Origin of the sequence: Arthrobacter sp. NamB2, from assembly GCF_005281365.1 — a bacterium.
In the GTDB taxonomy this organism is placed as follows: Bacteria; Actinomycetota; Actinomycetes; order Actinomycetales; family Micrococcaceae; genus Arthrobacter_D.
In genome coordinates this window covers 1-18,863 of the sequence record NZ_SZWI01000011.1, presented here as the reverse complement: position 1 = coordinate 18,863, position 18,863 = coordinate 1, and the positions used below count along the sequence as shown (strand labels likewise).

Here is an 18,863-nt window from a genome sequence, read left to right as displayed (position 1 = left end):
CAGCACAGGACGCTGCCGTGACGGCGGTTTTCTTCCTAGCGCTGCACCCGGGAACGGACACGCTGGAGCACAAGCAGAGCGGCAGAGGCGACGAGGACGACGAGTCCTACGTAGAGCAGGAACTTCAGGGTCTCTACGGCAATTCCCACAACCAGCAGAACGAGAGCGACGAGGGCCAGGACGATCAACAGAGGTTTCATACGTCCAGTATGTCCATGCTGCCGGGCCTTTCCCGAATCCTGGTTTCGTGCCGACCTCCTCGAGAAGGTCGCGTCCGACGCATGAACCCATGCCCCTCACCCATGCGGGCCTCTGTCGTATCCGGTCGGAGCAGCAGCGTGGCCGGCAGGAATCGTGCGAGATCGCAGCAATCCTGTCAAGGGTGCCGGTCCGTCGAATCTGCTCTTCGACACCTGGCCCTCGGCCCGCGCCGCAATAGCACTGCTGGATGATGCGCTGGCCGGCACTGGTCTTGATGCCGAGGACCTCGCCGTCTATTCCCTCCTGCGTCAGGCCGGCGAGATCAGCCCGGTCGATCTCGCTCGATGGATGTCCACCCCGGCAACAACCGTGTCCAGCTACGTCAAGCGACTGGTCGCGCGTGGTCACGTCCAGCAGGTTCCACACCCGAGGGATGGTAGGTCCTACCGCATCACGCTCACCGAAGCAGGACAGGACGCTCACACCACGGCAGGCCGTCACTTCCTGCCCGCCTTGACCGCTGTAGAGGCAGCCCTCCCCGAATCCGTTGGCGATGTACAGCAGGCACTACGGAACCTACACACCGCGATCGCCGCGGCCACCGAAAGGGCTCTCTGACGCAATCCGCAACGCCGAGCGACCTGCCGGATTACGCTCCACCCTCAGTGCTGCGGCGCGAGGGTGGAGAGCTGAGCAACTAGTCGACTGGAGCGGACAACTCACGCGAATCTCACACGCCAGCGGCTGGTGCTGCAGAGCCACTGGCAACGCGCAGGCGATCATCGACCCGCTGCCGTGAACGATTGTCCTTCAGCCGGCACCTGCCCGGTACTTCCCCGCGCGCCGCTCCAACCGGTCGGCTGTGGGCAGATCGTTCACCCGCGCCAGCTCGTACTCGATGGCGGCAGCCATGCGCTCACAGAACGCCCGCCCTTCGTCCGCGGCGTCGGGCCGTTCGTCGACGAGGTGGTCCACGACACCTCGCTCGAGGAGCACGCCGACTTTCACACCCTGACTCTCGGCCATGTCAGCAGCCCTGTCCAGGGTTCGGTACATTATGGCGCTCGCGCCCTCGGGCGGAAGCGGCGAAAGCCATGCGTGCTGGGCTGCGATGGTGCTGTCTGCCGGCAGCAGTGCGAGCGCACCACCACCCGCGCCCTGCCCGAGCAGCACCGAGACGGACGGTGAGGCGAGGCCGATGAGGTCGTGCAGGGAGCGGGCGATCTCCCCGGCCAGCCCACCCTCCTCCGCTTCCTTGGACAGGTCCGCGCCGGCGGTGTCGATGACCGTGAGCAGGGGCAACCCGAGCTCCTCCGCGAGCTTCATGCCGCGGCGGGCTTCCCGGAGGGACGCCGGGCCCATGACCGAGTCACCCGGATGGCGCGGCCGCTGGTGACCCAGGACCACACAGGGCTGGTTCCCGAACCGCGCCAGCGCCAGGAGGAGGCCTGGATCCTTCTCGCCCTGCCCCGTCCCGTTGAGTGGCAGGACGTCGCGGGCACCATGAGCGAGCAGGCGGCGGAGGTCGGGCCGACGGCGATTGCGGGAGATGAGGATCGACTCCCATGCTGTATGTGCACCAGGCCGGACAGTGACCGTCGACGGTGGCTCGGGCGGCTCCGAAGCATCCGCGAGGAGGATGGTGAGCGCTTTGTCCACGACGCCCGCGAGCTGTTCGGGCGGGACCACGGCGTCGATGAGTCCTTTGTCGAACAGGTTCTCGGCGGTCTGCACACCAGACGAGAACGGCTCTCCGTACAGCGCCTCGTAGACACGGGGACCCAGGAACCCGAGCAGGGCTCCGGGCTCGGCGACCGTGACATGACCGAGCGACCCCCAGGACGCCATGACCCCTCCCGTCGTCGGGTGACGCAGGTACACCAAATAGGGCAGTCCCGCTTGCCGATGCCCGCGTACGGCCCCGGTGATGTCCACCATCGAGAGGAAAGCGGGAGTCCCCTCCTGCATCCGGGTGCCACCCGACGCGGGACCGGCCAGCAGGGGCAGTCTCTCCGCCGTAGCCCTGCGGATCGCGGCAGCGATGCGGTGCGCGGCGACATTGCCGATGGACCCTGCCAGGAAGGTGAACTCCGAGACGATCACAGCGACCCGGCGCCCGTGAATGAGACCCTCCCCCGTCAGCACCGACTCGTCCACCCCGCTCTTCTCCCGGGCGTGCCGCAATTCGTCCTCGTACGCGGGGCTCGCACCGGGGTACGACTTCGGTCCGGGATCGTCCCACGAGGTGAAGGACCCTGCATCGAGCACGGCGCTGATGAGCTCGCCGGCCGAGAGATGGCGCACCCGGCTGTCCGCGCTCAAGCCTCCGCACCCCCGGGGGTCGGCCGAGCGAGCCAAGCGCGAATGGCGTCGCCGTCGCCGTCGAGCAGGGGTGGTGAGGTGTGGCTGGTGAGCGTGGTCTCGGCCGCACCGTCGAAGAAGCGCAGCGGCGGCCCGGGCAGGGCGATGTCCCCGAGGACGGGGTGCTGCACGGTGACCAGAAGGCCCTGCGAGCGGACCTGGTCCCACGCGTACACCTCATCCAGTGTCCGGACCTTACCGGCGGGGATTCCGGCGTCATTGAGCTTCGCGAGCAGCGGCTCGGCCTCGAAAGCCGAGAAGGCGTCCTCGACGACGCCGATCAGCAGGTCGCGGTTCCGCACCCGGTCGGCATTCGTCGCGAACTCCGGCCTGCCTGCATCGACGCCGAACGCTTCTGCGAAGGTTGCCCACAGTCTCTCGCTGCCCACGCTGATCTGGACTTTGCCACCACGGCAGGTGAAGAGCCCGTACGGGGCGATGGAGGGGTGGTGGTTGCCCTGCGCCTGCGGCACCTCGCCGGCGACCGTGGTGCGCGTCCCCTGGAAGGCATGGACGCCGATGATCGCGGCGAGCAACGACGTGCGCACCACCTGCCCGCGGCCCGTCCGCTCGCGCTCGAGCAGGGCGGCGACTGCTCCGTACGCGCCGTACATGCCGGACAGCAGGTCCGCGATGGGCACGCCGACCCGCTGCGGATTGTCGGGATCGGGCCCGGTGACGGACATGAGCCCGGCCTCACCCTGGACGATCTGGTCGTACCCGCTGCGCTTGGCCTCCGGGCCGTCATGTCCGAAGCCGGTGATGGAGAGGATGACCAGCCCAGGGTTGAGCTCGAGCATGGCGTCCGTGGAGAACCCGAGACGGTCGAGGACCCCGGGTCGGAAGTTCTCGACGACGACGTCCGCTCGACGCAGCAACTCGGTCAGGACGGACCTCCCGTCGTCGCTCTTCAGGTCGAGGGCGATGGACTCCTTGTTCCTGTTGCAGGACAGGAAATAGGTGGCCTGCCGATCGTCGTCCGGCCCCACGAAGGGCGGACCCCACCCGCGGGTGTCGTCCCCGGTGCCCGGGGTCTCGACCTTGATCACGCGCGCTCCCAGATCACCGAGCATCATGCCCGCGTGCGGGCCGGCGAGGGCCCGACTGAGGTCGACGACGAGCCGTCCTGCCAGCGGGCCCCCGCCTGTGCCCTCGGTGGCGTCGGGTGCGGTTCTCTCGGTGGTCATGCTTCCTCCGGGGATCAGTCGAATAGGTGTGTGACAGGTCGGCTCACAGCCAGCCCGGCACCACGAGGATGAGCCAGGCGATGATCGGACCGGCGACCACGACGATGGCACCGTAGCCGAGGATCTGCTTGTAGAAGCGGTCCTTGTCCGTGCCCTCGGGCGCGTTGGCCAGCACGAGTGCCCCGTTGGTGGAGAACGGGGACACGTCCACGATCGTGGAGGACACCGCGAGGGCGCAGACCACGCCGACGGCGCCCACGGCACCGGTCTCGAGGAACGGAATGGCCAGCGGGATAAGTGCCGCGAGGATGGCCGTCGAGGACGCGAAAGCGGAGACGACGGCTCCGATGTAGCAGATCAGCAGCGCCGCGAGCAGGGGCATGCCGAGGCCGGCGACGCCGTCGGACACGTACTCGATGGTGCCCGCGGCCTCCAGGACGCCGACGAAGGTGAGCATGCCGCAGATGAGCAGGACGGTGGACCAGGCGATCTTGTTGACGGCGCCGCTCTGGGCCTTGGGGGAGATCAGCGCGAGGATGACCGCGACGGTGATGGCGACGAAGCCGACGTCGACCTTGAAGCCGAGGGCGATGACGGCGAGGGCGATGAGGCCGAGCACGGTGGCCGTCTGCGAGATGCGGTCCTCGCGTGTTCTGGTGGCGACGACGCCATCGCCTGCGGGATCGCGTGGACCGTAGGTTCCGCTGCCGGAGCCCTTGTAGGCGACGTCGGCCCTGCGGGCGCCGGGGCTCGCCTTGAGCCGTGCCTCGGCTGCTTCCTCGACGAACTGGGAGATCCGCGACGACATGAGCTTGCGTCCACCGAGGACGGTGAAGAGTACGACGGCGATGAGTACGTTGAAGATGAAACTCGACAGGAACACGGCCAGCGGGCTCGACTCGAAGCCCGACTCACCGACGATGTCGTTGACGATCACGCCGTACACCGCAATGGGCGAGAACCCGCCGGCCTGGGCGCCGTGGACCACCATCATGCCCATGAGTAGCGGCGAGATCTTGTGGCGGGCAGCGAATCCGAGCGCGACGGGCGCCATGATGGCGACGGCTGCGGGGCCTAGGGCACCGACAGCGGTGATGACGGCCGTGATGAAGAACATGACCCAGGGAATGAGGGCCACACGGTTGCGGACGAGTTTCACCGCTCCCTGGACGAGCAGATCGATGGTGCCGTTGTTCTGCGCGATGGCGAACAGGTAGGTCACCCCGACGAGGGTGAGGAACAGCCCGCCGGGGAACTCCGCGATGATGTCGTCGGTCTCCATGCCCAGGAAGACAGCACCGAGCAGGAACGCCCCGACGAAGGCGAGGGCTCCCATGTTGATGGGCAGCAGGGTGGCTATCAGGAACATCGCCGCGAGGATGATGATCGATAGGAGGGGAGCGGACATCGTTATCCTTCGGCAGCGGGGGTCATGTCGGTCCTGTGATGTGTGGCACAGGTTCAGTGGCCTAGCCTGTAGGAGAGCAGGCGCGCTTGTCAATCCGCTGCTAGTACTATTGGCCCACTATCGAATCGGGGAGATCCAGGATGACCGATGCCACTGGCCCTCAGCTGCTGGGGCGCCTCGCCCGCCCGCGGCTCTACGAGCAGCTCGTCGAACAGCTCCTGGGTTACATCGAGTCGGCCAAGCTACGGCCCGGAGACCTCCTTCCCGCCGAGCGCGAACTCGCCGAGCGGCTCGGCGTCTCTCGAGCCACGCTTGCACAGGCACTGGTAGCCCTGGAAGTCCTCGGCGTCATCGATGTGCAGCACGGTACCGGAGCCGTGCTGCGCCACCGCGCCAGCGTCGCGAGCGTCATCAAGGGACTGCGTGAGCACCGCAGCCGCCTCCCCGACATCGTCGAGGCGCGCAGCACCCTCGAAGTGAGGCTTGCGGCACTCGCGGCAGAGCGGCGGACCGACGAGGACCTCGCCGCGATCGGCCAGGCGCTCGACACGATGCAGGCGGAAATCGACGACGGTGACCGCGGCGCCCACGGCGACGAACTGTTCCACCAGGCCGTCACCGGCGCGGCCCACTCCCCCGTCATAGCTCAACTGATGGCGTTCATCGGGGAGATGGTGCTCGAGACGCGTCTCGAATCCCTCGCACAGCCCGGCCGGCCCGAGCAGTCCCTGACATCGCACCGCGACATCGCCGAGGCCATCCGGGTTCAGGACGCGACAGCCGCGGCAGCAGCGATGCAACGCCACATCGAGCTCGTGTCCGATGTCGCACTGCTCGAATAGCCCGAAGGTCGGCACGGACCGATTCCTACGCGACCCCTCCGCGAGGAAAGACTTGGTCCAGGTAGGCGCCGAGCAGCCGCGGGCTGAAGGGCTTCGGCATGAAGTGGTTCGATCCCGCAGCAAGGCATTGGTCAGCGGTGAGCAACGGCGGCCGGGCGGAGATGGTGAGGATATGTGCGTCCGTCCGGGCCCTGAGGATGGAACACAGGTCGATGCCATCCATGTCGGGCAGGTTGAGGTCCAGCGTGATCAGCTGCGGATCCGCCTCGGCGAGGAGCCGCTGCCCCTCCGCACCGGTGATGGCCTCGTGCACCGTGAACCCGCGCGAGGACAGGACGATGACGAGCAGTTGACGGATATCGGCGTCGTCCTCGATCACGAGGACGGTCCGTTGCCGCCCGTCTGCCTCAGCGCTCAGCCTTATCGACAACGTTTCCCCCGATCAGCAGCAACCTTACCGTCCGGTGCCTGCCCGCTCCACCCCGCCAGCACGCGGTCCGCTAGAGGTGACGAAGGTAGCGGTCCGGGGAGTCGAGGAAGGCTTGCCAGTTCCTGACGAGGTCCAGGTCCTCCCACTCCACGCTGCGGAAACCCCATGGCCCGACGTCGAGGATGCGGGCGCCGGGCAGCCGCGCGAGGAGTGGCGAATGGGTGGACATGACCACCTGGGACGTACCCGACGCAAGGAGCTCCTGCAGCGCGGCAAGGAGTGCGAGGCAGCCGGAGAAGGAGAGGGCGGACTCGGGCTCGTCGAGCAGCCACAGGCCGGGTCCGTTGAAGCGATCCCCGATCAGGGACAGGAAGGATTCGCCGTGCGACATCTCGTGGAAGGGTACGTCCATCCGGCTCATACTCGGGTTCGCCTCCAGGTAGCTGTAGAACCCGTGCATCGTCTCGGCGCGGAGGAAGTAGCCCCGGCGGGACGTACCCGGGTTGCGGACCAGCTGCAGGTGATCAGCTAGCGGAGATTCGGTGATCCGGGTGCTGTGCCTGGCACCGGTCGACCCGCCTTCGGGCGACAGGCCGTAGGCGAGGGCCAGGGCCTCGACGATGGTCGACTTCCCCGACCCGTTCTCGCCCACGAGGACCGTGGCCGGGCCGAGGTCCAGTCCCTCGTCCAGCAGTTGACGGACGGGCTGCAGGGTCGCGGGCCACGCGTCGCGGCGCGCCGCGTGGAGGGGATGCTCGACGACCCGTCGGACGGGGAAGCGCTTCAGCTGCACCCGCCCAGTCTGGCAGGCGCCGGCCACATTGATGGGCGACAGGAAGGGTGACTCAGGGCACCCCGTCCGCTTCCTGTCCGGCGTGGCCGCCGTTCCGCTACTGGTGCGCGGCCGGGCCATGATCGACCGCCGCCCGGGCGACGACGTCGTCCAGCTCGTCGAGCGTCAGCAGGTCCCTGCGAAGATGCCGCGTCCGATATCCTGCGCGGCCCACCATGTGCGCCGACACCGGACTCGTCAGCAGTTGGAACACCCAGCACAGCACCAGCAACGGCACCAGCAGCCAGCTCTCGAACTCGACGGCGAGTGCAAGGAGGAGAAGGAGCAGACCGAGGACCTGCGGTTTGGTCGCGGCGTGCATGCGGGAGAGGAGGTCGGGGAAGCGCACGAGTCCGACGGCGGCGGCGAGGGACAGGAGTGCTCCGCTGATGAGGAGGGCGGATACGACGACGTCGTTGACCACGGTGCTACTTCCTGTCCGTCACGAAGCGGGCCACGGTGACCGACCCGATGAATCCGATCACCGAGACCGTGACGAGCAGGATCAGGTTGTCGAGGTGCCGGTTCACGATCATGTTCAGCACGAGGGCCGCACCGATGATCGCGAGGACGACGTCGAGCGCGAGCACACGATCGAGGATCGAGGGACCACGCACCGCCCGGTACAGCGCCAGGGTGGCCGCGAGAGACAATATTCCTCCTGCTACATATGCCGCGATCGTCACTGTTCCGCCCTCTCTCTCCGAAGCGCCGCCAGGTCCGGGCCACTTCCCATGATGCGGATGAGCCATGCCTCCGTCGCGCGCACGTCGCGGCGGACGGCGTCGGCGTCCGCAGCCGAGGCGACATTGAGGCAGTGGAGGTAGAGCGTCGACGTCGAGCGGTCCACCTCGAGCACGAGCGAGCCCGGGATGAGCGAGATCGCGTGGCCCGTCGCCGTGACGAGGAAGTCCGAGTGGCTGCGTAGCTGAACGGCGACGACGGCGTTCCGGAGCGTCGGTCCCTTGCTCACGGCGAGCCAGAAGACCTCCAGGCTCGCGGTCACCAGCTTGACGAGGAATCGCCCGAGGAACGGCACCACCCACAGGACGTTGAACCGGCCCGTCAGCTCGACGGGCGGGAGGTAGAAGAAGTTCACGACGGCATACGCGATGATCGCGCCGAAGACCAGGGTGCCCGGGCCGAAGTCCTGCCAGAGCGCGCCCCAGACGAGGACGAGCCAGATGACGAGCGGCAGTTCGGTGATGAGCGGAATGCGCTGACGGCTCATTCGTCCGCCCCCGCTCCGAGGACCGCCTCGATGTACGGTGTGCGGTCCAGCATCTCCTGCGCTGCGTCGTCGCTCAGGGCGAACAGCGGTCCTGCGAGGAACGTCAGGGCCAGCCCGAGTGCCACGAGCCCGATGGTGGGGCCGATCATGGTGCCCGGCAGCAGCGTCACGGGATCCTTGCCCGCGAATCGTCCGGTGCCCTCGCCCGTGACATGCCGCGAAGTACCCACACTGGAGCCGTCCGCCTTGCTGGCCAGCAGGATCGGATCGGGGTCCTCCGCGTCGGCCGGGTTGCGCCAGAACGCACGGTTCCACACGCGCGCCATGACCAGGAGCGTCAGCAGGCTGGTGAGCACTCCCCCGGCGACCAGCACATAGGCGAGTGGCGTGCCGAGGTCCACGCCCGCCTGGATGAGCCCGAGCTTCCCGAGGAATCCGGAGAACGGCGGAATTCCGGCGAGGTTCATGGCCGGCAGGAAGAACAGGATGCCCAGGAGGGGCGACAGTTTCGCGAGCCCTCCGAGGCGGTCGACGTTCGCGGTGCCTCCACGGCGCTCGATGAGTCCCGTGACGAGGAAGAGGCTCGTCTGCACGGTGATGTGGTGGGCCACGTAGTAGACCGCCGCGCCGAGACCGATGCGCGAGGAGATCGCCAGTCCGAAGACCATGTAGCCGATGTGGCTGACGAGCGTGAAGGACAGGAGCCGCTTGATGTCCGACTGGGCGAGGGCGCCGAGGATCCCCACCACCATCGTGAGCAGCGCGACCACCATCAGGAGGGAGTTGATGCGGTCACCCGGGAACAGCAGGGTCTCGACGCGCACCATCGCGTAGACGCCCACCTTGGTCAGCAGCCCTGCGAACACCGCCGTGACGGGTGCGGGCGCCGTGGGGTAGGAGTCCGGGAGCCAGAAGGACAGCGGGAAGACGGCGGCCTTGATGCCGAAGGCCACCAGCAGCATCAGGTGCAGCACCATCTGAGTGGCGGGGTCGACGTCCTCGAGCTTCACGGCGAGGTCCGCCATGGAGATGGTGCCAGTCGCACCGTAGATCATCCCGATGGCGATCAGGAACAGCATCGAGGACACCACGCTGACGACGACGTACGTGACGCCCGCCCGGATGCGCGGCGCCGTCCCGCCCAGCGTCATGAGGACGTAGCTCGCGGTCAGGAGGATCTCGAAGCCGACGTACAGGTTGAAGAGGTCACCCGTGAGGAACGCGTTCGACACCCCGGCCACGAGGATGAGGTACGTGGGATGGAAGATCGACACCGGCCCGTCCTCGTCGCCGTCGGCCATGCCCTGGCCCGCCGCGTAGATCAGCACGGACAGGCTGACCGCGGACGAGACCACGAGCATGAGCGCCGAGAACTGGTCCACCACGAGCACGATGCCGAACGGCGGCTCCCAGCCGCCGAGCTTCACGGCATGCGTTCCCGCGCCGGGCGCGGCCAGGAGCATCACGACCTCGATGAGCAGCGTCACGCTGAGTGTCGTGATGCTCACGGCCCGCTGCGCACGCGAGTGCCGGATCAGGATGAAGGTGACCGCCGCTCCGAGGAACGGCAGGACGACGGCGAGCGGCGCGAGGTCGGCGGCGATCATCGGACTCCCCGTTCCGCCGGCCCCGTGCCGGCATCACGGCCCGGGCGCGCGGAGGCATCCTCGTCGTCGTTGAATTCGGTCGTGTCGGCTGCGATGTCGGCGTCGTCCTCGTAGTCGTAGCTGTTCTGGTCGGCGACGCGGCGATCCTCGGGATCGTCCTGTACGTCGTCCTGCCGGCCGAGCACCCACGAGCGGTAGATGATGCCGAGCATGAACGCCGTGACGGCGAACGTGATGACGATCGCCGTCAGGATCAGGGCCTGGGGCAGGCTGTCGGTGTACTCCTCGGGGGCCGTTCCCGCGACGTAGAGCGGCGACTTCCCGCCGTCTCCGCTCATGGCGAGAATGAGGATGTTCGCTCCGTTGCCCATGAGGATCAGGCCGAGCAGCACCCGTGTCAGGCTGCGCTCGAGCAGCAGGTAGATCCCGGCGGCGAAGAAGGCGGCCATGAGCACGATCAGGGTGATGTCGACGGTCACCGCATTCATGGCCGGACTCCTTCGACGGCGGGCGGCACGAGTGCATCCGGCCCGGGGGCCTCCTCGACCGGCCCCTGGGACTCGCTGCGCTCGTCGATCTCGGACCCGAGGCTGCGCAGGACGTCCAGGACGAGCCCGACGACGATGACGTAGACGCCGATGTCGAAGGTGGTCGAGGTAACGAACTTCACGTCGCCGAAGACCGGCAGCCAGAACTCCAGGATGTAGCTCTCGAGGACCGCTCCGCCCACCAGGAGGGGCGCGGCGGCCGTGAGCGAGACGATCGCGAGCCCGATGCCCAGCAGCGCACCCGCGCTGACGGGACTTGCCTCGGCGAGTTCGAACCGGCCGCCGGCCAGGTAGCGGATGGCCAGAGCGAGGCCCGCCATGAGCCCGCCCGCGAATCCGCCGCCGGGCAAATTGTGACCGGCGACCAGGAGGTAGATCGACAGGACGATGATGGTGTGGAACAGCAGGCGCGTGACGACCTCGAAGACGATCGACCGCCGTTCGGGTGCAAGGGTCCTCCCGGCCACGAGCCAGGGGTCGCGTGAGACGTCGGCGAACCGGGCTGCGAGGTCGCGCGCGGCACGCTCCCGCCCCCCGGCGTTCAGCGGCTCCTGCCCCCGGTCCACCGAACCGTCCTCCACGCCGTCGGCCCTGCGCCGCTTGTCACCCCGGCCACGAATGAAGATCAGGCTCGCTATACCGGTGGCGGCGATGGCCAGGACGGTGATCTCACCGAACGTGTCCCACGCGCGGATGTCCACCAGCAGGACGTTGACGGCATTGGCACCGCCGCCGTCGTCATAGGCCATCCCGGGGTATGCGACCGAGATGGGTGCTGCGTTCCGGGATGCCATGGCCGACATCGCGATGATCGCCATGATGCCGCCGAATGCGATCCCGAGGCTCGCGCGGAGCAGCCTGTGGCGGCTCTCGGCGCGGTTCCAGAGGCGGGCCGGCAACGACCGCAGGGCGAGGACGAAGGCCACCAGCACGATGGTCTCCACGAGCATCTGGGTGAGGGCGAGATCGGGCGCCCCGTGAAGGGCGTAGATGATGGCCATGCCGTAGCCCGTGATGCCGACCATGAGGACCGCCATGAAGCGCTTGTTCGAGCGCAGCGCCGCGAGGATGCCCACGAGGATGACACCCGCGACGACGACCTGCGCCGGGGACTGCGCCACCCGGAAGTCGGAGGGTAGCGGCGCGTCGAAGATGATCAGGGCCGTCAGGGGCGTGACGACCGCCGTCGTCAGGATCACGAAGAGGTAGAAGGACAGCGAGCCGCGCTGCGTGCGGCCGGTGATCCAGACGGCGACGTCGTCGAGGACACCGATCACGGAGCGGTACACCACCTCCGCCTCACGCGCAGCCGGCAGGCCACCCTGCAGCCGTTCGAACGGTGCGCGCACCAGGTACAGGGCGGTGCCCGCACCGATGGTGAGTACGGAGAGCAGCAGCGGGAGGCCGATCCCGTGCCACAGGGCGAGGTGCGGGGCAACACCGCCCGATGGGAAGAGCATGGCGTAGGGCTGGATCACGGCATCGAGCGGCACGGGCCACAGGCCGAAGACCACCGAGGCGACGGCGAGCACGGCGGGCGCGAGCAGGAACGTCGTCCGCACGCGTTCGAACGGCGTCTGCGGCCTTCCGTGCTTCAGCGCGAAGGCACCCCAGACGAAGCGGGCGCTGTAGGCGAAGGTGAGGATGGACCCGATCACGATTCCGCCCAGCAGCAGAGTGCCTGCGACACCGTCCTCGGCGCGATGCGCGAACGCCTCGAACACCGATTCCTTGGCCACGAAACCCAGCAGGGGCGGGACACCCGCCATGGAGCCGGCGGCGACGACGGCCACCGCGAAGAGGACCGGCGAGGCGGCGCCCACTCCTGACAGCACCCGGAGATCGCGCGTCCCGGACTGGTGGTCGATGATGCCGACCACCAGGAAGAGCGTGGCCTTGAAGAAGCCGTGGGCCAGCAGGAGCCCGAGCCCGGCCACGGCGCCGTCGGGCCCGCCCAGCCCGACGACCATCGTCAGGAAGCCGAGCTGGCTCACAGTCCCGTACGCGAGGACGAGTTTCAGGTCGAACTGGCGCAGCGCACGCCATCCGCCGAGCAGCATCGTAGCCATGCCGAGCACGAGGATCACGGGGTGCCACAGCGCCGTCTCACTGAAGCCCGGGGCGAAGCGGGCCACGAGGAACACTCCGGCCTTCACCATGGCGGCGGCGTGGAGGTACGCGCTGACGGGTGTGGGTGCCGCCATGGCGCCGGGCAGCCAGAAGTGGAACGGCACGAGCGCGGACTTGGTGATCGCCCCCACCAGGACCAGGGCTATGGCGACGTCGACCAGGGTTCCACGCGCGGTGAGCGCCTCGGCGTCGGCCATGATCTCCGAGATGCGGTACGTCCCGGCCTCCTCACCGAGCATCACGAGGCCCACGAGCATGGCAAGGCCGCCGAAGGTCGTGATGATCAGGGCCTGGAGGGCCGAGCGCCTGGCCGAGAGACGGTGCCGCGAATAGCCGATGAGGAGGTAGGACAGGATCGTGGTGAGTTCCCAGAAGATGAACATCAGGATCAGGTCATCCGCCGTGACCAGCCCGACCATGGACGCCGCGAAGGCGAGCAGTTGAGCCCCGAAGGCGCCGACATCGGGGTCGTCGCTCTTGAAGTAGCGCGCGCAGTAGAAGAGCACCAGGGCCCCGACGCCGAGAATCAGGATGCACAGCACGGCGGCGAGGGCGTCGAGCCGGAAGGCGAGCTCGAGCTGCAGGCTCGGAATCCAGGGAACCACGATCGACGGTGGCGCACCGGGCCGGCCGTGGAGCGCGCCCTGGTCCGCAGCGAGGACCCGCGGCAGTTGCACCATCAGCCAGGCGAAACCGGCGGCGGGCGCTGCGGCGAGGACGAAGAAGGCGGACCTGCCGAGCCGGGAGAAGATGACGGGCGCCCCGAGTGCCAGCGCGAACATCGCTATCAGCACGGTGAGCATCGGAGTCTCGATCTTCCACTGGGGGTCGGTCGGGCTACCACCAGTCTATCGAAGCAAGAGGTTCGACCTTCCACCTCCCGCTCCGGACGGCCCTCACGTGACGCAGGACATACGGCGCTAGCATTCACCGTATGAGCACCCACCAGCACCTTCCGCACCCCGCGGAAGCGCCCGCACCGCTTCCCACCGGCGCCGGGCGGATCTTCAGCAAGCCCGTCCTCGCGTGGGCATCCTGGGACTGGGGATCGGCCGCGTTCAACGCCGTCATGACGACGTTCGTCTTCACCGTCTACCTCACCTCCGAAGCCTTCGGCGGAGAGGAACGCGCCTCGCAGGTACTCGGCTGGGGGCTCGCGGTGGCCGGTCTGCTGATCGCCCTCCTCGCGCCGGTGACCGGCCAGCGCTCGGACAGCGGCGGTCGCCGGAAACGGTGGCTCGGCGTGAACACGCTGATCGTCGTGGTGCTGACGGCGCTGTGCTTCTTCGTGTTCCCGAGCCCGGAGATGCTGATCCTGGGGGTCGCACTCATCGCCGCAGCCAACATCTTCTTCGAGTTCGCAGGCGTCAACTACAACGCGATGCTGACCCAGATCTCGACCCCGTCGACGATCGGCCGCGTCAGCGGGTTCGGGTGGGCCATGGGCTATGTGGGCGGCATCGTCGCCCTCGTGCTGGTCCTCGTGCTGTTCATCCAGCCGGTGGTGGACTGGCAGGGCGCCTCGAGCGACGACGGCCTGAACATCCGGCTGGTGGCCGTCTTCTCGGCCCTGTGGTTCGCCGCATTCGCCCTGCCGGTGCTGCTGGCCGTTCCCGAGGTGCCGCGCAGGGCGAGGGCCGCCCAGCTCGGGTTCCTTGCCTCCTACGGCCTCCTCGTCCGGCGAGTGAGGGCGATCTATCGGGAAAGCCCCCACACGATCTTCTTCCTGCTGGCCAGTGCCATCTTCAGGGACGGCCTCGCGGCGGTCTTCACGTTCGGGGGAATCCTCGCGGCCGGGGCCTTCGGGTTCTCCGCGAGCATGGTGATCGTCTTCGCGATCGCCGCGAACGTCATCGCTGCTGCAGGGGCCGTGATCGGCGGTTTCCTCGATGACCGCATCGGCCCCAAGCGGGTCATCATCGGCGCCTTGGTCGGCCTGCTCGTCGCCGGTACGGCCATCCTCCTGCTCGGGACGGAGACCCACTCCTTCTTCGGGACGCAGTGGACGTCCGATACGACGTTCTGGGTGTTCGGGCTGCTGCTCACCCTGTTCGTCGGGCCGGCACAGGCATCCTCGCGTGCCTATCTTGCACGACTGGCACCTGTCGGTGACGAGGGCGAGCTCTTCGGCCTCTACGCCACGACGGGCCGCGCGGTGAGCTTCCTGGCTCCGACCCTCTTCGCACTCAGCATCGGGATCTTCGGCTCGCAACTGTACGGAGTGATCGGCATCCTCGCGGTCCTGCTCGCCGGGTTGCTCGTCCTGCTGCCGGTCAAGCCGCCGGCCCGCGTGGTGCGCGCCGTCGTCCCCGAGGCCTAGGTCCTCGCACCGAGCAGGTCGGTGTGGCCCGTCCGGGTCAGATGCTCGTCCGGTGGAAGTTGAGGTGGCTGCGTGACGCCGTCGGTCCGCGCTGGCCCTGGTACCGGTTGCCGTACTCCCCGGACCCGTAGGGGTACTCCGCCGGCGACGTGAGCTTGAAGAAGCACAGCTGCCCGATCTTCGAGCCCGGCCACAACTTGATCGGCAGGGTCGCCATGTTCGACAACTCGAGGGTCACGTGGCCGGAGAAGCCGGGGTCGATGAACCCTGCCGTGGAGTGCGTCAGCAGGCCGAGGCGACCGAGGGACGACTTCCCCTCGAGGCGCGCGGCGATGTCGTCGGGTAGCGTCACGGTCTCGTACGTGGAACCCAGCACGAACTCACCGGGATGGAGGATGAACGGCTCCCCGGGGGCTACCTCGACCAGGCGCGTGAGGTCCGGCTGGTCCTCGGCGGGGTCGATGTAGGCGTACTTGTGGTTGTCGAAGAGCCGGAAGTACCGGTCGATGCGGACGTCGACACTCGAGGGCTGCACCATCGCGGGATCGTGCGGTTCGAGGACGATCCGTTGGGCGGCCAGTTCTGCTCGGATGTCGCGGTCTGAGATCAGCACCGTCCAAAACTACCAGCCCGCCAGACGGCTCCGGAGCTGCCGGTCAGCGCCCGATCTCGGTGCGCACGGCGAAGAGTTCGGGAAAGAAGGTGAGCTCGAGCGCGCGCTGCAGGAAGCCGACGCCGGAGGAACCACCCGTGCCCGCCTTGAAGCCGATCGTCCGCGCCACGGTCTTAAGGTGACGGAACCGCCAGAGCTGGAAGTTGTCCTCGAGGTCCACCAGTTCCTCGCACGCCTCGTAGATGTCCCAGTGGCCGGCGGCATCCTCGTACACCTGCTTGTAGACGGCGACGAGCGCAGGGGTGAACTCGTGGGCGGCACTCACGTCACGGTGCAGCAGGTTCTCCGGAACGGCGTAACCACGACGTGCCAGGAGCGCGATGAACTCGTCGTACACGCTGCTCTCACCCAGGAGCTCCGTGAGCAGCGCCTGCGCCGCCGGATCCGCGTCGAACACCTGGATCATGGCCGCGTTTTTGTTGCCCAGCAGGAACTCGACGGCGCGGTACTGGTAGGACTGGAAGCCGCTCGAGGAACCGAGATCGCCGCGGAACTGCGCGTACTCGGAGGGCGTGAGCGTCGCCAGCACGGACCATTGCTCCGTCAGGGAGCGCTGGATGTGCTTGATCCGGGCGATCCCCTTCATCGCCGCGCGCAGGTCGTCGACCCGGAGGTGGACGCGCACGGCGCGGAGTTCGTGCAGCACGAGCTTGAGCCACAGCTCAGACGTCTGGTGCTGGATGATGAACAGCATCTCGTCGTGATGCTGGGGAGAACTCACGGGATGCTGCGCGTCGAGCAGCTTGTCCAGTTCGAGGTAGGAGCCGTAGCTCATCTTGTCCGAGAAGTCCCGCTCGATGCCCTGCTCCAGGCCGCGGGTGTTCCGCTCAACACTCATGCGGCCAAGACTACGTGCCGCCAAATGTCGGTTCGCGGGTCTACCTTGGGACCAATCCAAGGAGGTCTCCATGCAGCGCATCCACTGCAGCATCGTCCCACCGCACCTGCTCACCCGTCTCGCCGCCCTCAGGGATCCGCGCCTCTCGGCGGCGGCCAGGGCGGCACGACACGCGCTGCAGGAACTCGATCCCCTCCTGCAGGTCCGCTCGGAGGCACTCCGGGCTCCCGTCCGTCGGGGATCGGCGATCGTCGGGACGCTCACCCGGAGGATCTACGACGCCGGCGGCCAGGAGGAGCTACCCGGGCGGCTCGTACGGGGCGAGGGCGCGTCCGTGACCGGTGATCCCGCGGCAGACGAGGCCTACGACGGGCTCGGGTCGACGTACCATCTCTTCAGCGAGGAGTACGGCCGCTCGTCGATCGACGGAGCGGGCAAGCCGCTCGAGGCCACGGTCCACTACGGGACCAACTACGACAATGCCTTCTGGGACGGCGAGCGCATGGTCTTCGGGGACGGGGACGGCGAGATTTTCGGCCGGTTCACCGCGTCGCTGACCGTGATCAGCCACGAGCTCACCCATGGCTTCACGCAGTACTCCACCAATCTCGTCTACCAGGGCCAGTCCGGCGCGCTCAACGAGTCGCTCTCCGACGTCTTCGGGGTCCTCGTGGAGCAGCGGAACCTCGGGCAGGACGCCGACACAGCGTCCTGGCTGGTCGGAGCCGGGATCTTCACGCAGCAGGTGGAGGGCACGGCACTGCGGTCACTCAAGGCGCCGGGTACGGCCTACGACGACGACGTCCTCGGCAAGGATCCCCAGCCCGCAGTCATGGCGGACTATGTGCACACCGCGTCGGACAACGGCGGAGTCCACATCAACTCCGGCATCCCGAACCATGCCTTCTACCTCGCGGCGACCGCGCTGGGGGGACGCGCCTGGGAGGGAGCGGGCCGCGTCTGGTACGACGCCGTGCTGAGCGGCAGCATCCCGCCCGACTGCGATTTCCCGATCTTCGCGACAGCCACGACCGAGGCCGCTGCCAGGCGCTTCGGAACCGGGAGCCGCGAGGCCGACGCCGTGTCCGGAGCATGGTCGCAGGTAGGGGTGCTGGGGTGAGGATCGAGATCACACGGACTGGCGGATTCGCCGGGCTCTCCCGCACCTGGAGCCTCGAGGTGAGCCGGACGGAGGCGGAGCAGCGGTGGCTGCCACTGGCGGAGGCCGAAGCTGGCGGAACTGCACCAGGCGGAGCTGCAGCGGACGAACCCGCGGCTCACCCGGGCCCGGCCGACGTTCCCGGGCCACCGGCGCCCGGTCAGCAGCGCGACCGCTTCACCTACCGGATCGCTATCGGCTACACGGAAGTCCATCTTCCGGAGAGCCGACTCGAGGAGCCGTGGCGCGAACTGATAGAGCGCGCCAGGGGCGCCGGGACGGCGGACTCGCGGTCGAAGGACGCCGAATCCGGGAAGCCCGGAGAACTGTTGTAAGGTGATGGAGCGGTTTCAACTGCCGCGCGGGCGTAGCTCAATGGTAGAGCGCTAGCTTCCCAAGCTCGATACGCGGGTTCGATTCCCGTCGCCCGCTCCAGCACTCGCCTGGGGTGTTCCCCACCGCCTCGGTGTGCCCAAGGACACCTCCCGCACCGGGTACGCGCCCCGTGATCGGCAGTATCCTTGAGGCGATGATTCGCACAATGTTCACTTCGAAGATCCACCGCGCCACGGTGACGCATGCCGACCTGCATTACGTCGGCTCCGTCACCGTCGATCTCGATCTGCTCGAAGCCGCGGACATCCTGCCCGGCGAACTCGTCTCGATCGTGGACATCACCAACGGGGCCCGGCTCGAGACCTACACCATCGCCGGCGAGCGGGGAACCGGTGTCATCGGCATCAACGGAGCGGCCGCGCACCTCGTGCAGCGCGGCGACCTCGTCATCCTGATCGCCTACGCCCAGATGACGACGGAAGAGGCGCGTGCCTTCGTGCCCACCATCGTCCATGTCGACGCCCACAACCGGATCGTCGAACTCGGCTCCGATCCCGCCGAGGCCGTCACCGGCGACATCGAACGCCCTCCCTTCGCGCTGGACAACTCCGCCGTCTCCGCCTGAGGCGCGTCTCCGCCCGACGCATCCGCGCCTGCATCCGCGCCTCGCCACCCCGCCCGGGCCGCGCCTGCCTCCGCTTCCCCTCCGCAGTTCCCCCCCCCCCCCCCCCCCCCCCCCCCGCCCCCCCCCCCCCCCCCC

The 18,863-nt window shown here is 68.0% G+C and carries 19 protein-coding genes, 1 tRNA gene and 1 pseudogene; 7 read left to right on the top strand and 14 right to left on the bottom strand.

Annotation, left to right across the window (positions count from 1 at the left end; all coding sequences use genetic code 11):
* Positions 1-35 precede the first annotated feature (35 nt).
* Positions 36-278 (bottom strand): annotated as a pseudogene (locus tag FDK12_RS15320) (hypothetical protein); the annotation flags it as partial.
* Between the two features lie 76 nt (positions 279-354).
* On the opposite strand from FDK12_RS15320, the gene FDK12_RS14835 reads away from it, so the two are divergent.
* Positions 355-819 carry a MarR family winged helix-turn-helix transcriptional regulator gene (locus FDK12_RS14835; RefSeq protein ID WP_189636369.1) on the top strand — a complete coding sequence of 155 codons (465 nt, stop codon included), beginning with the start codon at positions 355-357 and terminating at the stop codon, positions 817-819.
* Between the two features lie 192 nt (positions 820-1,011).
* On the opposite strand, the gene FDK12_RS14830 is transcribed toward FDK12_RS14835, so the two are convergent.
* From FDK12_RS14830 to FDK12_RS14820, 3 genes are read right to left on the bottom strand one after another with little or no spacing between them, the layout of a single operon-like run.
* Positions 1,012-2,523: a carboxyl transferase domain-containing protein gene (locus FDK12_RS14830; protein ID WP_137370270.1), complete on the bottom strand. Its 1,512-nt coding sequence runs from the start codon at positions 2,521-2,523 to the stop codon at positions 1,012-1,014.
* Positions 2,520-3,749, bottom strand: a complete 1,230-nt coding sequence (locus FDK12_RS14825; protein WP_137370269.1) for a CaiB/BaiF CoA transferase family protein — start codon at positions 3,747-3,749, stop codon at positions 2,520-2,522. Before FDK12_RS14825 ends, FDK12_RS14830 begins: the two co-directional genes overlap by 4 nt.
* A gap of 43 nt (positions 3,750-3,792) precedes the next feature.
* Complete coding sequence (locus FDK12_RS14820) at positions 3,793-5,157, bottom strand: SLC13 family permease (protein WP_104116258.1); 1,365 nt, start codon at positions 5,155-5,157, stop codon at positions 3,793-3,795.
* A 140-nt stretch (positions 5,158-5,297) separates the two neighbouring features.
* Here FDK12_RS14820 and FDK12_RS14815 point away from each other — a divergent pair, with 140 nt between their 5' ends.
* On the top strand, positions 5,298-5,999 hold the full coding sequence (locus FDK12_RS14815) for a FadR/GntR family transcriptional regulator (protein WP_137370268.1): 702 nt from the start codon (positions 5,298-5,300) through the stop codon (positions 5,997-5,999).
* A gap of 25 nt (positions 6,000-6,024) precedes the next feature.
* On the opposite strand, the gene FDK12_RS14810 is transcribed toward FDK12_RS14815, so the two are convergent.
* From FDK12_RS14810 to FDK12_RS14775, 8 genes are all read right to left on the bottom strand, one after another.
* Positions 6,025-6,378 carry a response regulator transcription factor gene (locus FDK12_RS14810; RefSeq protein WP_189636368.1) on the bottom strand — a complete coding sequence of 118 codons (354 nt, stop codon included), beginning with the start codon at positions 6,376-6,378 and terminating at the stop codon, positions 6,025-6,027.
* A gap of 121 nt (positions 6,379-6,499) precedes the next feature.
* Positions 6,500-7,222: an AAA family ATPase gene (locus FDK12_RS14805; RefSeq protein WP_223263320.1), complete on the bottom strand. Its 723-nt coding sequence runs from the start codon at positions 7,220-7,222 to the stop codon at positions 6,500-6,502.
* A 97-nt stretch (positions 7,223-7,319) separates the two neighbouring features.
* Positions 7,320-7,685, bottom strand: coding sequence for a monovalent cation/H(+) antiporter subunit G (gene mnhG, locus FDK12_RS14800; RefSeq protein WP_137370265.1), 366 nt, complete (start codon positions 7,683-7,685; stop codon positions 7,320-7,322).
* 4 nt (positions 7,686-7,689) lie between these two features.
* Positions 7,690-7,947 carry a monovalent cation/H+ antiporter complex subunit F gene (locus FDK12_RS14795; RefSeq protein WP_223263319.1) on the bottom strand — a complete coding sequence of 86 codons (258 nt, stop codon included), beginning with the start codon at positions 7,945-7,947 and terminating at the stop codon, positions 7,690-7,692.
* Positions 7,944-8,492, bottom strand: coding sequence for a Na+/H+ antiporter subunit E (locus FDK12_RS14790; RefSeq protein WP_137370263.1), 549 nt, complete (start codon positions 8,490-8,492; stop codon positions 7,944-7,946). Before FDK12_RS14790 ends, FDK12_RS14795 begins: the two co-directional genes overlap by 4 nt.
* A complete protein-coding gene (locus tag FDK12_RS14785; protein WP_104116251.1) occupies positions 8,489-10,099 on the bottom strand; it encodes a Na+/H+ antiporter subunit D in 1,611 nt (536 codons plus the stop codon). The genes FDK12_RS14790 and FDK12_RS14785 overlap by 4 nt, the downstream gene beginning before the upstream one ends.
* Positions 10,096-10,587 (bottom strand): Na(+)/H(+) antiporter subunit C, encoded by a 492-nt coding sequence (locus tag FDK12_RS14780; protein WP_317616745.1) that lies wholly within the window; start codon positions 10,585-10,587, stop codon positions 10,096-10,098. The genes FDK12_RS14785 and FDK12_RS14780 overlap by 4 nt, the downstream gene beginning before the upstream one ends.
* Positions 10,584-13,580: a Na+/H+ antiporter subunit A gene (locus FDK12_RS14775; RefSeq protein ID WP_137370262.1), complete on the bottom strand. Its 2,997-nt coding sequence runs from the start codon at positions 13,578-13,580 to the stop codon at positions 10,584-10,586. Before FDK12_RS14775 ends, FDK12_RS14780 begins: the two co-directional genes overlap by 4 nt.
* Positions 13,581-13,711: 131 nt before the next feature.
* Between FDK12_RS14775 and FDK12_RS14770 the strand changes: the two genes are divergently transcribed.
* Positions 13,712-15,097, top strand: a complete 1,386-nt coding sequence (locus tag FDK12_RS14770; protein ID WP_137370261.1) for an MFS transporter — start codon at positions 13,712-13,714, stop codon at positions 15,095-15,097.
* Between the two features lie 37 nt (positions 15,098-15,134).
* Here the strand turns inward: FDK12_RS14770 and dcd are convergent, their stop codons facing one another.
* Positions 15,135-15,710 carry a dCTP deaminase gene (gene dcd, locus FDK12_RS14765; RefSeq protein WP_104116248.1) on the bottom strand — a complete coding sequence of 192 codons (576 nt, stop codon included), beginning with the start codon at positions 15,708-15,710 and terminating at the stop codon, positions 15,135-15,137.
* Positions 15,711-15,753: 43 nt separating this feature from the next.
* Positions 15,754-16,608 (bottom strand): tryptophan 2,3-dioxygenase, encoded by an 855-nt coding sequence (locus FDK12_RS14760; protein WP_137370260.1) that lies wholly within the window; start codon positions 16,606-16,608, stop codon positions 15,754-15,756.
* 70 nt (positions 16,609-16,678) lie between these two features.
* Between FDK12_RS14760 and FDK12_RS14755 the strand changes: the two genes are divergently transcribed.
* The 4 genes from FDK12_RS14755 (at position 16,679) to panD (ending at position 18,728) form a co-directional block, all read left to right on the top strand.
* Positions 16,679-17,728 carry a M4 family metallopeptidase gene (locus FDK12_RS14755; protein ID WP_137370259.1) on the top strand — a complete coding sequence of 350 codons (1,050 nt, stop codon included), beginning with the start codon at positions 16,679-16,681 and terminating at the stop codon, positions 17,726-17,728.
* Positions 17,725-18,102, top strand: coding sequence for a protealysin inhibitor emfourin (locus FDK12_RS14750; protein ID WP_137370258.1), 378 nt, complete (start codon positions 17,725-17,727; stop codon positions 18,100-18,102). Before FDK12_RS14755 ends, FDK12_RS14750 begins: the two co-directional genes overlap by 4 nt.
* A gap of 26 nt (positions 18,103-18,128) precedes the next feature.
* Positions 18,129-18,202, top strand: a tRNA-Gly gene (locus tag FDK12_RS14745).
* A gap of 94 nt (positions 18,203-18,296) precedes the next feature.
* Positions 18,297-18,728: an aspartate 1-decarboxylase gene (gene panD / locus FDK12_RS14740; protein WP_189636367.1), complete on the top strand. Its 432-nt coding sequence runs from the start codon at positions 18,297-18,299 to the stop codon at positions 18,726-18,728.
* Positions 18,729-18,863: the final 135 nt, after the last annotated feature.

Excerpts from the sequence above, each read along its gene's own strand:
- FDK12_RS14755 (WP_137370259.1), top strand. The coding sequence starts at position 16,679 with ATGCAGCGCATCCACTGCAGCATCGTCCCACCGCACCTGCTCACCCGT.
- panD (WP_189636367.1), top strand. The coding sequence starts at position 18,297 with ATGATTCGCACAATGTTCACTTCGAAGATCCACCGCGCCACGGTGACG.
- FDK12_RS14770 (WP_137370261.1), top strand. The coding sequence starts at position 13,712 with ATGAGCACCCACCAGCACCTTCCGCACCCCGCGGAAGCGCCCGCACCG.
- FDK12_RS14820 (WP_104116258.1), bottom strand. The coding sequence starts at position 5,157 with ATGTCCGCTCCCCTCCTATCGATCATCATCCTCGCGGCGATGTTCCTG.
- FDK12_RS14815 (WP_137370268.1), top strand. The coding sequence starts at position 5,298 with ATGACCGATGCCACTGGCCCTCAGCTGCTGGGGCGCCTCGCCCGCCCG.
- FDK12_RS14785 (WP_104116251.1), bottom strand. The coding sequence starts at position 10,099 with ATGATCGCCGCCGACCTCGCGCCGCTCGCCGTCGTCCTGCCGTTCCTC.
- FDK12_RS14775 (WP_137370262.1), bottom strand. The coding sequence starts at position 13,580 with ATGCTCACCGTGCTGATAGCGATGTTCGCGCTGGCACTCGGGGCGCCC.
- FDK12_RS14790 (WP_137370263.1), bottom strand. The coding sequence starts at position 8,492 with ATGAGCCGTCAGCGCATTCCGCTCATCACCGAACTGCCGCTCGTCATC.
- FDK12_RS14825 (WP_137370269.1), bottom strand. The coding sequence starts at position 3,749 with ATGACCACCGAGAGAACCGCACCCGACGCCACCGAGGGCACAGGCGGG.
- FDK12_RS14780 (WP_317616745.1), bottom strand. The coding sequence starts at position 10,587 with ATGAATGCGGTGACCGTCGACATCACCCTGATCGTGCTCATGGCCGCC.
- FDK12_RS14760 (WP_137370260.1), bottom strand. The coding sequence starts at position 16,608 with ATGAGTGTTGAGCGGAACACCCGCGGCCTGGAGCAGGGCATCGAGCGG.